The organism is Nostoc sp. FACHB-133, from assembly GCF_014698055.1.
Classification (GTDB): domain Bacteria; phylum Cyanobacteriota; class Cyanobacteriia; order Cyanobacteriales; family Nostocaceae; genus Nostoc.
On the sequence record NZ_JACJSH010000053.1, the window covers coordinates 37,266 to 49,744 of the forward strand.

At 42.3% G+C, this 12,479-nt stretch carries 7 protein-coding genes; 3 read left to right on the forward strand and 4 right to left on the reverse strand.

The features are described from left to right. Positions 1 to 37: 37 nt before the first annotated feature. From H6G86_RS29530 to H6G86_RS29545, 4 genes are all read right to left on the reverse strand, one after another. Positions 38 to 2,875 (reverse strand): CHAT domain-containing protein, encoded by a 2,838-nt coding sequence (locus tag H6G86_RS29530; RefSeq protein WP_190937288.1) that lies wholly within the window; start codon positions 2,873 to 2,875, stop codon positions 38 to 40. Continuing rightward, positions 2,860 to 4,896 carry a ShlB/FhaC/HecB family hemolysin secretion/activation protein gene (locus H6G86_RS29535; RefSeq protein WP_190937289.1) on the reverse strand — a complete coding sequence of 679 codons (2,037 nt, stop codon included), beginning with the start codon at positions 4,894 to 4,896 and terminating at the stop codon, positions 2,860 to 2,862. Before H6G86_RS29535 ends, H6G86_RS29530 begins: the two co-directional genes overlap by 16 nt. After that, the gene (locus tag H6G86_RS29540; RefSeq protein WP_190937290.1) at positions 4,886 to 9,343 is read right to left on the reverse strand and encodes a two-partner secretion domain-containing protein; all 4,458 of its coding nucleotides are present in this window, start codon (positions 9,341 to 9,343) and stop codon (positions 4,886 to 4,888) included. The genes H6G86_RS29535 and H6G86_RS29540 overlap by 11 nt, the downstream gene beginning before the upstream one ends. A 654-nt stretch (positions 9,344 to 9,997) precedes the next feature. Next, positions 9,998 to 10,831: a hypothetical protein gene (locus H6G86_RS29545; protein ID WP_190937291.1), complete on the reverse strand. Its 834-nt coding sequence runs from the start codon at positions 10,829 to 10,831 to the stop codon at positions 9,998 to 10,000. Here H6G86_RS29545 and H6G86_RS29550 point away from each other — a divergent pair. Genes H6G86_RS29550 through H6G86_RS29560 form a run of 3 tightly spaced genes read left to right on the forward strand, consistent with a single transcriptional unit; the run spans position 10,825 to position 12,405 of the window. After that, positions 10,825 to 11,130, forward strand: coding sequence for a hypothetical protein (locus H6G86_RS29550; protein WP_190937292.1), 306 nt, complete (start codon positions 10,825 to 10,827; stop codon positions 11,128 to 11,130). The genes H6G86_RS29545 and H6G86_RS29550 overlap by 7 nt on opposite strands. Next, a complete protein-coding gene (locus tag H6G86_RS29555) occupies positions 11,105 to 11,455 on the forward strand; it encodes a helix-turn-helix domain-containing protein (RefSeq protein ID WP_199327223.1) in 351 nt (116 codons plus the stop codon). The genes H6G86_RS29550 and H6G86_RS29555 overlap by 26 nt, the downstream gene beginning before the upstream one ends. A gap of 44 nt (positions 11,456 to 11,499) precedes the next feature. Beyond that, positions 11,500 to 12,405 carry a hypothetical protein gene (locus H6G86_RS29560; protein ID WP_190937293.1) on the forward strand — a complete coding sequence of 302 codons (906 nt, stop codon included), beginning with the start codon at positions 11,500 to 11,502 and terminating at the stop codon, positions 12,403 to 12,405. Positions 12,406 to 12,479 lie beyond the last annotated feature (74 nt).

Below are 12,479 nucleotides of genomic sequence, written 5' to 3' on the forward strand. Positions count from 1 at the left end.
CTTAACTACAAACCCATAAATAATTTTTAAATGTAACCTACAACCAGTTCCCTAGTAAAATGTAAGGTGCCCAATATCTCGGATGTTGGCGACCGGGGAATTTTTTCTCATCTCTCAGTTCTCGTTGAGCATTTCGCAAAGCTTGAGCTTTCGTCAATTCTGGTTTAAGCAGTTGCTCATATAACTTTTTAGTAAAATCAACACTGATTTTATCATCCAGTGTCCACAAAGAAGCGATCGCACTACGCGCACCCGCTCGAACACCTACACCAGAAATTCCTAAAGTTGCTCGCTGGTCTCCTGCTGCGGTTTCACACGCACTCAGCACAATTAATTCTATAGGTTCTGGTTGATTTTGAGCTTGCCTACGGAATATATTACCCAGTTCGTTAACTACAATTGGTTTATCGTAACTTAATATAAATGTCTTCTCCGGACTCGAACTAAACTCGCCATGTGTAGCTAAATGAAGAATTTGAAAAATAGAACTATTGACCTTTCTTTCTAATTGGTTAGTATTAAATTCATCATCAACGAGTTTGTCAAGTGAAATTTTAGAACCACCTATCTTTTGAATCTCTTCTATCTCTCTTGTAACAAAAGGCAACTTACCAAATTTTTGGAAGTATTCTGGAAATTGTCGGTATTTTTCAGCATCGGGTTTAGTTAGCCCAGCAGCTAAAACACTTAGTTTTTTATCTTGGATGATTCGAGGGGTGGGAATTTGTAATCTTGGGGCTAACGCCACAGCGTACTTATCTATCAGATAGGTGGGTGGATTTTTTGTATCATCAACCACCAATGCTGCCAAGGGAATATTTCGCAAATTTGTATCTAACGCAAACACCAATGTATCAATATTTGGGTTATTTTTAATAAATTTTTCTGTGCCCTTCAAAAGCAAATCATATATTTTTTTACCTTCTTTGATAACAGCCTCAAAAGTATATTCTTCTTCCAAGTCTCTCTGAAACTGTCTAATTTCATCTTCAAAATTAACTGTTATTGATTCCCTGTAATGTTCTAGTTTTTCCTTTCCTGAGCTTTTACTATTAACATTATTAGGAAGTTTGACAATAACTTCAATTCTATCTTCTAAACGAATTGGATAAAGAAAAGCCGTATTTGGTGCTTTTTTATCAACAATTGTGTCAATTTCTTCTACGTTGTATTCCGGACAGGCTACTCGCAGAAAATTTTCTAGTTCTACTGCTTGTAAAGAAGCAATTACTTCCCGTGCTTTGAAGAGATATTCTGGGGAAGGGCTATCATCCCATAACAGCAAATTAACGTAATCACGATAGATGCTGTCGATATCATTTAGAAATGAAAATTGGGCATCAGGATTAGCAGCAACTAACTCTCTACGCAGGGATTGCAAAGTTACGTATGCACGTTGATATATTTCCCGTGCAGCATTCAAATTTCCTTGCAGCATTGCTTTAGTTTGAGCTTGTGTTCTTGCTGGAACTTGAGATTTGTAAATACGTCCCAATTGCCATTCCCATAGATATTCAGTTTCTGAGGCTAATTCAAGTGATTGAGCGATGAACAAAGCTGTCTCAGTATTCTTTTTAGCTAATTCAAATTCCCCACGTTTTTCATATAGCTCACCAAGATATCCATAACCATAAGATTCTGTTTTCGAGTCACGGAGACGTTTGGCTTGTTCAATTGAAGTTTCCAGAAATTGCTTGATTTTTGTAGTAGGTACATTTTTGATCCGAATCAAGTTTTTAGCAAAATTCAGCCTGGTAAATAGTGCCGCATGAGTTTCTGGTAGTTCCTCTATCTGCTGTTGAAGATTATCAATTTTGGGTAATTGAATCAGTGGGTTTTGCTCTGATAATTGATTAACTAACCATAGATTAATTTGGTTTGTCAACTTGTATTGAGATGGATTTAATCCCAACTGCGTCCAGCAATTTTCTGCTTTATTATTACGCACAAATAAACCACTTGGACTAAACAACTGATTTAAAACATCTTGTTTGCCTTTCGTTTGTTGATTTAATCCGTTATTGCGCCAATCTTGTAAATCTAATACTAGGCTCAACTGATTTAGTTGTGACTGTAGTTTAGTGTTGAATAGAGAGGGTGAGGTGGAACCTATTTCGCCTTCAGCCATTTGGTAGGCTTCTGTAGTTGCGTAACCATCTATAATCGCACAAATAAGATTTTGCTCATCTTGTGAACGGTAGTATAAGTCCTGTTCTTTATTACTTAAAGCCCGCCGAGTGTTTCCTAAATCGAGCCAAATTGCCGCCTTTTCTTGAGGTTGACTTTTGTCCAGACTTAGTAATAAAACTTCATGGGACCAGTTTAGTTCGCCTAGTCCTCGTAGGACGTTGCCAAAGCTACGTAAACCTGCTATCTTGCTAGGAGAATTTGCACGTTCCGCAAGTTTTTTTCCGAACTCATTATGCTTCTCTTCCTCTTGTGGGAGTGTTTTACAACTTTCCTCGCCATAGATTTGCAGTAGTGTACTACAGGCGCGTGGGAAAAATCCTAGCGCTTGTTCGGCTTGCGCTAGGTTAATTTGGTTATTGACAGTTTCGGTTTCATTGTCAAGTTTACGGTAGCCAGCAATAGCTTTTTGCCAGCAATCCATTGCTTCATCAAACTGCCCAGACTCGTAACTTTCTCTACCTTGGCTACTTAACTGTTCTGGGCTAAGGTTTGGTGTTTTTGTACAAATCAGTTGCGCTGCTGGTTCGCTACCAATAGCCTTTTCTACCAACAACTTGTGAATACCAAACACTGAAATAAGCGAAATCAGAGCTACGATAAATAGGTAAATTATCTGGTGATTTACCTTCTGCACGGAGATACGGCGGTAGAGCTTGCGGAAATGACGCTTTAGAAGGGGTTCCATACGATAGAAAAATATAAACCGTTTTCTTGTAAAGTTCTTTCGTTTGAATCTGCTGAGACGATGGGAATTCCCCAATCTAAGCGAGCATTGAGATGATCGCGAATTTCAAACCGCAGCCCCAAACCAACAGATGCAAGCCAGCTAGGATCGGGGTCTGCACCTTCAAAGTTGTTCCAGGCTGTACCAACATCAAAAAAAGGTACTAGTTGCAACAATCCCTGTGGTTCACGAATACGTAATATAGGTATGCGAAGTTCTATAGAACCAAAGGCTCCGTTATCTGTCAGCAATTGATCCTGACGGTATCCTCTAACACTAGCTATTCCGCCAACTCCAAATTGCTCTAAGGATACTAGCCTGCGATCTGCGAGTTGCATGTCACCCCGCAGGACTAAGAGCGTATCTGTGCCAAAACGTCGCACCCATTGTGCCTGTCCTCTCCAAGCAAAAAATTCGCTGTCGGGTGCAACGTCGGAACCAACATCGTTAATTGTGGCATCGAATATAGGTAGCCCAAAACTGAACTGCGATCGCAATGCCAAAACCGAGCGATCGCCCCGTTGCGTCCATTCCTGAAAGAACCGCAAAGCAGAGATGCGCGTGCGTCCTTGATTGTCAGCCCCTGGTGATAGTGGAAAAGCTCCAATATCTTCAAATCCGAGAAAAGTCTGCGATCGCTGATGCGAAAGGGTTAGTCCTAGTGCTAATTCTTTCGTGGGAGTTTGAATAAACGGATGGCGTAGACTAAGTTGGTATCTATCCGAATTCGATACAATATCTAGTTCGTTAAAAGGTTCCTCAATTACGTTGTTGGAGGTATGACTGTAGCTGAAGGTCAGGGTAGTGTCTTGGGGAGTGAGGGGTAAGGTGTAGCCGACATCGACTTCGTTACTACCGTCAGTGTTGGCGTAGAACAGGCTGATTGTGTCTCCGATGCCAAATAAGTTATCTTCCCACAGTCGAGCGCTGCGTTGGAAGCTACCCACGCTCGGCGATCGGCTATTATCAAGCTTGATTTCACCGTGAAAGGTATTGGCTTCTTTGACATTGACTTCGAGCAAGTTTGTACCAAAACGAGTGCCCGCAGACAATTCTGCTGATAAGCTGTCAATGCGGGGATTGAACTGGAGTAGGTTCAATGCTTCGAGTAAGCGATCGCGATTTAGGGGTTTTTGATTTGCTCTTTCTAACCGACTGCGAATATAACTACGATTTAATCGCCGAGTCCCAGTAATTTTGATACCTTCTAAGCTACCTTCAACCAACTGAATTTTCACAACACCTCCCTCTAGCTTTTGTTCTGGAACCACTGCGCCAGAGGTAATGTAGCCTTTACAAATATAAAGCTGAGTAATCGCCGAACGTGCCTTTAGCAATTGGGCAAAGGACAGTTGTTGAGCGTCTTTTTCAGTTCTTGGCAGTCTCCGAAGGGGAGACAGTTTAATTGATCGACCTGAAAGTTGTTCACATCTAGTCTTTTCGTCTAATGCTTCGGGACTATAGAGAATTACTTCCATTGCTTGGAGTAGTTCTTCGTCTTTGAAAACCGTACTCCCTTCAAATTGAAACTTGGTGACAGAAAAGGTGTCAGGAACCGGTGGAACCGATTGCGGTAGTTGTTGGGGAGGTTGTTGGTTGGGTAAAATGTCTTCTGGAAGAGGTGAAGGAACTAGCTGCGGTTGTGGGGGTGGAGATAGTGGAGGTACTAAATCGCGGGGAGGGGGCAAATTGGGCGGTAAGTTCTGCGCTGAAGGTGCATTGATGGGGACTTGTGCTAACGCAACCGTATGTGTGCTGAATGATACAGGTAGACTCAGTGCTAGTGTTGCGATGGGTAGTAGCAGCCGAGGGCGTATTTTCAAACCCTCGACCATCGGGAAATCAATTTCCGGGCTAATAGATAAAGTGCGTTTCAACGGATTAAAAGTATTGCTAAACAAGGATTTTAGTCCTTTTGAGAGAGCAGTAGTTCTTAGCCAGGGGTTTACAACTGGTGATTGAACACGAGAATTATTGTGCATTGCAACGTGTGTTTCTTTGCCAAGAGTTATCAGAAGTAGGTTTGGATGGGTTGGCAGTGAAAATAATTTCGCCTTTGGGTCCAATGTTCACACCTTTGGCTTCGACAAGAGTGGAACTTGGGGAACTGCTTTGCATCAAGCGAGTTTCTCTTGGGGAGGCGTTTGTCGTTGTTCCCATCAAAGCATCACTGCTAAGTGCTGAACTTGGGCTTGGCGGCAAACCACCCCGTCCAGTGACAATGAAGCTGCTTCCAGCTTGCGTTTTACCCACGGGGCAACTCTGCGTAATTAATCTGGAAGAATCACCTAAATCTTCTGGCAACTGGAGTATCCCACGTTTAGGGTCTACATTGATTGGGACAATTACCACAGTGCCTTGCAGACCTTGCTCGGAAGAGGCAGTGATCTCATTCAAAGATATATTTTGTGTTTTTGGTCGGAACTCTGTGCCATAGATGCCTAAAGGTCTAGGATCGATTGCGACAACGCCACCATTACCTGTTGCCAGTGCATTCGCAGAAATATCATTACCGTTTTTCCCGGTTGGTGGAAGTGCAATAAGCAGCCTAGTTTTGATGGCGATGTTGCCACCATTAGCAGAGTTTACGGCGTTAGTCTCTATTAGGCTTTCATTGCCCAGAATCAGGAAATCAAGAGGAGAACCAGGTAGAGATTTCTTGCCTTGCTCGCCTAGCTTCTTGTTGCTTATTAATAACAGTAAATCTACTACTGACTGAACAAGCGTAGTTTCATTTCCTTCATTTCCTAATAGAAAAATATTCGCTCTAGGCTCGCTTCCTTCACGTCCAGTTGTAGCAAGAAGTGCCCCATTATTTAAAAAGATTTCTTTTGCGAAAACTACGAGGTTTCCTGCTTGTCCATTAGGACTACTTACAGTTGCTGCGGCTCCATTCTCAATCCTGAGTTCATCTGCAAAGATAATTAAAGTTCCAGCAGTTCCACCATTAGTTGCTTCAGCTAATAAGCCTTCTTTAGGTGTCTGATTATTCTCGAAAATTTTGCGAAAATCAGTATTTGGATTAGTACCCCGTAACAGTACCGAGTTAGCACCTACAGAGACATCCCCAGCTTTTCCTGAACCTTCGCTACTAGCTGTAGCTCTAGATCCACCTTGAATTATTAGTTCATTGGCTTGAATTTCCACAGAACCTGCATTTGCGCTTCCAGTAGTTTTTGCATTCAACTCTGAGTTACCTGACATAGTTACAGAGTCTTGAACATTAACTGTAATATTTCCTGCTTGTGCATTTTTATCGGGGTTATTAGGTTCTGGTGTTCCATCTGTTCTGGTTTGGATTTTGGCTCCATTTTCTAACACTACATTTCTTGCTTGGAGATTGATATTGCCTCCTCTACCCGAAGCATCTGGTCTTTCGTTCTCACCTTTATTGACTGTAGCTACCAAAGTAGCTTCCCCTGTAAAATATTCTGTTTCTGGTGGTATAAAACTATTTAATTTAATTAAACCATTTTCTGCTGTGATGTTAAGGTCACCTCCCTTTCCAGAGCCAAAAGTATCTGTAAAAATTGTGGAATTTTCTAATTCTATCGAACCTCCATTGCTGGTATTTAAAGATATATTTCCACCGTTAGCAGAATTAGATGCTGCCGCATCTAAACCACTGTTTTGGATTTTAATTGAACCCCCGTTAGTTGCCGTTATGGCTATATCTGCACCCTTCCCGAATCCATTGTTTCTCGTATCTACAAATGAATTACCAAGAATTTCAACAGAGTTACCCCTGATATTAACTTCGGGAGAAGTATTATCACCCACACCACCAGAACGAATCTGAATGGTATTGGTGATATTACTACTATCTTGAATTAAGACCTTGCCATTTTCTGCTGTCAGGAAAATACTCCCTGGATCGGCTTTACTAGAGCCAGTTGTAGTGGACAAAGAAGAATTGCTAATATTAATCTCTCCAGTTCTTGAAATTACTTTCATTTCTCCAGAACGACTTTTAGGTTCTTCAGATTCATTAACGTAATCTCTTCTTGGAGTTTCGGCACTTAAGAGACTGTTTGTAATAATGACATTGCCACCAGCTTCAATATTAACAATCCCAAAATATCCATTACTGATAAGATTAATATCACCAGTCTCATTTCCATCGGCATCCAATACTCTATTACCAGTGATATTTACATCTTTGCCAGCAGAAATTTCGATATTTCCTGCAAAATCATAGCCATCAGGATTAGAAGTACTCAATTGAACTCTATCTAAAATCACTGACCCTTGTAATGATTCAAGTCTAATTGTGCTAAATCCTAGATCATCAGTATTGCTAGAAGCTTCGATATTACCAGAGCGAATATCGCCAGTAGCACTGAGAGTAACATCTCCAGCTAATCTACTACTTAAAGAAATTATCCTCCCCCCTGTAGTGTCAATATTTCTTCCACTAAGGATATTGACATTTCCACCTATATCTCCACCAGAACCAGTAATAATATTTCGAGCAATTGTGACATCGCCTCTGGCATCTATTGTGACATCATTACCATAAGCAGCAATTGAAGTGAAGCCTAAACTTAAATCAGGGTCATCTGGAGCTGGGTCATCTGGAGCTGGTATTCCACCTGTAATTTCAATGGAACCACCAGGGAGATCAAGATTTGGCTCATATTGATTGGTTAAAAATACTTGACCTCTGACTACTTGACCTTGAATGCCTCTGTTAACAATACTTCCGATTGTGATATTTGCACCGTTTCTTCGAGTGTCATCACTGATGTCTGGCGTGATGTTTGGAGAATTAGGAAAAATGTTATTCTCATTGCCGTTATTATCTACTCCTGGGAAAGGAACTGGCGTAAATTCTGGAGTGCCGATCGCATCTGCACGTACACCAGCCCGAATATCTAGAGTCGGAGAGTTTCTGCCATCAATATCTACAAAAGAGCGACGATTGCCATTAGGATCATCATCTGATAAGAATACTGTCTCAACAAGTCCATTCGTTCCATCTGCACCCGTAATCGTAACTGTGTCACGTATAGTTACACTCCCGCCAGCAAGAATGTGCAGTGAAGCTCCTTCGTAGCTGGCAAAACTTACATCGCCACTAGCCCGAATAATCGGGTCATAAGGACTAAACAAACCTCCTAAACTCCCATCCATTTGCTCAATCCGAAAATTTCCCCCAGCCCAGTAGTGAGCATCACCTCCCACAGTGTTAAGCGATCGCAACACCATATCCCCCCCCGAAAGCAGACCACTGGAGGGATGATTTAAGGCAAAAATATCAACTCCTTGCCTACCTTGAACTAATAGCTGTCCTCCAGCCTGAGCGACAAAGGGATTATTCACACTGTCCCGCACCCGCACCGTATCCCGCGCCAGCAGGTTCAAATCACCAGTTGTACCTAACTGATTCTCCACCAGCGTTAAATTATTATTCGCTGTGAGTGTTGCAGTCTGTGCCGTAACGTTTTTTGCCACCACATCACCATCCACCACAGGCAAACCCGATCCTGTCAACTCAACTTGTCCGTTGCTGTTCACGGTTAACCCTGGACGCTGACGCTCATCAACACTTGTCAGTAACTCACTCAGAGAAGATGAGCCTACACTCGTTACAGGTGATGAAGTCTCAATATTTAAAAATTGTGCTGATGGACTCAAATTCACCACACTACCACCTGGCACAGATGCAACAGCAACCTGCCCTCCCGGTGCTGACAACTGCCCGGTACTAACCACCGTTCCTCCCATCAGGTTCAGGTTTTGCTCTGTCCCCACTGAGAGATTGCCAAAATTAGCGATCGCACTTGGTTGTTCTTGGTTAAATTGCACTCCCAAAGGCACTGATACAGATAGCAATGGTGGGGCTGTCGGATTATTAGCACTAAACTCTTCCCCATTCCCAAAATTAAAACTATTGCCTGTACTACCTAAAAATGAACCATTCAAATCTAACGATGCATTGGGCCCAAAAATAATTCCATTGGGGTTGAGCAAAAACAAATTAGCATTACCCAGTACGCCGAGTTTCCCATTGATATTTGAAACATTGTTCCCTGTTACCCGACTAAAAATATTCTCAATTCCAGCCGGGTTGCTGAAATAAGCTCCTCGTCCTTCCCTGATATTAAATTCCTGAAAACTATGGAATAAATTAGCACCGCGAATCGCCCCTGCATCGATGCGATCGCTCGATACACCTTTAATATCAACATTGGGTGTGACAACAGAACTTTCTGCACCTAAAGTGCGATCGGGAACAATTTGGGCGATCGCACTATTCCCTGAAAAAATCACTCCGCTAGTTGCTGCCAGAGTAATCCCTATCTGCCATAACTTGAATGTATTGCTGCGATCGGTCTTATGGCTAACCAAGTTTTCTGGTGGAATCTTTGGGATGCTCCAAAATCTGTATGATGCCTGCAAAATACTTGATTTTTCTGTGACTTTCATACGATGTAACTGCCATGATTTGCATAAATTTTCTCATCACAAAAGTTGTGGGGAAAAATATCAATACTCTACACATCTTTTTCCCACTACTAATTGTTAACTTGCAAATGAATCACAATTGAAGCTGATAAATTGTTATATTCTGTTTGGGCAATTTTGCTAATTTTTGCCTAGTTATGAATAGATTTTGACTCTACAGCAAACTAATCAGGTTATTTTTACGTAACATTACGGATGGTAACATGGACTTCTTCAAGAATCAAGCAGCAAATATCAGCAATAGTACTTTTGTATAGTACATATACACTAAAATTAAATAGTAGATACAGGCTGAGAAAAAAGCGATGTCATTTTTTGGTCGCCTTCCCTTAAATTTTACTTTTGCGACTCAAAACGATTATCTTTGTAAGCTTTGAGTTGATGCTAGTAATCACGCAAGGAATAATACCCTGTTTGTTGTGTATGCTGGTCATAAGCAAAGCGAGTGTAGCGCCAGTGTAGGAGAATTGATATTGTGGGTTGCATAGATGAATAAGTGATTAGTGAATGAAGGGAATGTGTTTTAGGGAAAAGGGAAAGGGCAAAGGGGAAGGGAATGAAGAAATTTACCTTTCCCCCTTTCCCTTTAACCTTTTCCCAAGCGAAGCCCAAGACTTACGCTGTGACTAACTCTGCTCTCTCCAGCAGTCGTTGCAATCTATCGCCAGTTAGCTGTTCTAACGGTTGCTCTAAAAAATATTCATCAAAAATGGATTTACTATCACAAGACACATCCACCATCGACAGCGATGTCTGCGACGGGCAAAGCCTACGCACTGCATCAAACACGGAGTTAGAATACTGCTGCTGAACTGAACAACGCCTCTTCACCCACCAGTTCCCGTCAGTGCATCCGACTTGCCCCAGTTTCACGCCGTTGTTGTTGTAAATGCCATCATCGAGAATTTCAAACCCATAATTCTGGCACTCGTTGAAGATATGCGCCATGATGTGGTTTTCGGTTGTGGGGGGTGTTGCTTCTTTTTCCTGCACAGGTAATGAACCGTCTTTGTAGTGAGAGCAGATGAAGCGATCGCAACGCATTAAAGTATTGGCACGAAATAATTCTTTATCGTTGATCATGACTACCCAGCGTTGCGTTAAGTGGTTATCGTCATGGCTGATGCTGGCTATCAGTTTGTCATCAGCATAATATTCGTGATGGTCAAACGAGATTTCGACTATTCTGAGGGGTTCGGGAGCAAGGGCTTGGGCTTGGTCAGCAATGTAGTTGTCGAGTTCGGCTTGGGCTATGGCTTGTTCGTCGGGGGCAGTGGGGGTAAGTTTCTGAACCTTGCTTGCCTGATAGTTAACAATGGCGGAAATCCAGGCATCTTTGCAGCGTTTGTCGCTTACTTCGACTGTGCAGCCGATTTCGCTGTAGATTTGCTTGAGACGGGCAATAGATTTCAGGTGCAGCTGTTGATGGCTGTAGATTTGGTATGTCATTATATTGGTTACGCCATCTGTATGGTGGATGTTTTGCAAAAGCGATCGCTTCCAATTTGCGAGAGAGGTGCGGTCGCTTTTTGCTATCTATAAATATAGCGACCTCGCTATGTATTTGTCAAGCTTGCATATTAATTGTTATGGCTGCTATATTTGAAGGAATCGCTTTAAGTAAGCGATCTAGCTATAAAAGCATTAGTGGAGGAAACTATGAGAGTAAGGAAAACAAAAAAAGACTCTCAAAAGATGATTCGTTGGCGGCTAAGAATATTAATGGCAGAGAAGAAAATCAGCAATAAAGAACTTGCTGAACTTTCGGGTATCCACCCAACGTCCATTTCAAAACTGAAAAACGCTGATGAAATTGAACAGATCAGTGGGAGAGTTTTAAACAGTTTATGTAATGGTTTAACAAAGGCGTATCAAGCCGCAGGTGATAACCGAATAATTACACCTGGGGATTTGTTTGACTACACTTTTGATCATGATGGCGACCCTACAACTGGGGATATTCAATCAAAAGGTTTACAAAAAGCCGAAAATGAGCAATTATCTAATCCTGGTAAACCAGCTAAACCTAATACTCAGGTATTATGGTTAACACCTAATAAGGAGGCATCATAAGTATTTTTGTTCCTGAGCATACTTAAGCTATAAGAGGTGGAAGCATGAACACCCCACCCCGTAAGCGCAAACAAGCTACCTCTGCCGCATTAAGCAATCCAGAACTGCCCATCAACTCAGACATTACCCCTTCAGAAAACCCAGCTTCAGCAATCATCGATATTGCTGCTGTTGAAGTACCTGAATTGACCGAGCAGGAGCAAAGCGATCGCCTGCACTTGGAGCGTAGGGTAGAACGAGCGTTCTTTGAAGCAGGGAAGGCATTAACTGAGTTACGCGATCGCAGACTATATCGTTCCACGCACAAAACTTTTGAAGATTATTGCCGCGAACGCTTTGGTTTTAGCCGCAGACAGCCCTACCATTTAATAGAAGCTGCGGTTATTTTTGATAATTTAGTGGAAAAATGTGAACGGAACGTTCACATTTTGCCGACTAATGAGTGGCAAATCAGGCCACTGTCCAAGCTTGACCCAGATATTCAGCCCGAAGCATGGGAGCAAGCTGTAGAGTCTGCCAACGGGAAAGTACCATCTCATCGCATCGTCAAAGATGCGGTGCAGCGCATAATGGAACGTACTCAAGTACCTAACACCTATCAATTAGGCGAGGTATGCCAAATCTTAGCCAAAGATAATCCAGAACTCAGAGGAAAGGGTGGGTGTTGGGCTATTGTCAGCGCAGTGAATGACTTTAGTTGCACGGTGAAAATGTGGGATGGCGAGTGCGCCGTTGGGTTACAACATCTGAAATCCTTCAACTACCTGCCCCAGGAGTGTCAGCAGATGCAGGTGATTTGCGATCGCATTAATCGGGTGTATTCAGATTCACTTGAGGAGACAGTCAAAAGTCTCTTGCAGTCGTTAGGAAAGCTGAATCGGGCTTATCTTACGGCGGTGGAAGAGAAATTATTGACGCTTCTAGAGTCGGAGTATGGGAGAATACCCTGAACAATTTTGGCAATTTGGCATTCAATGTTTTCAGGTTGCAGTTTCAATGGAGTTAGCAACACAATGGGACAGTG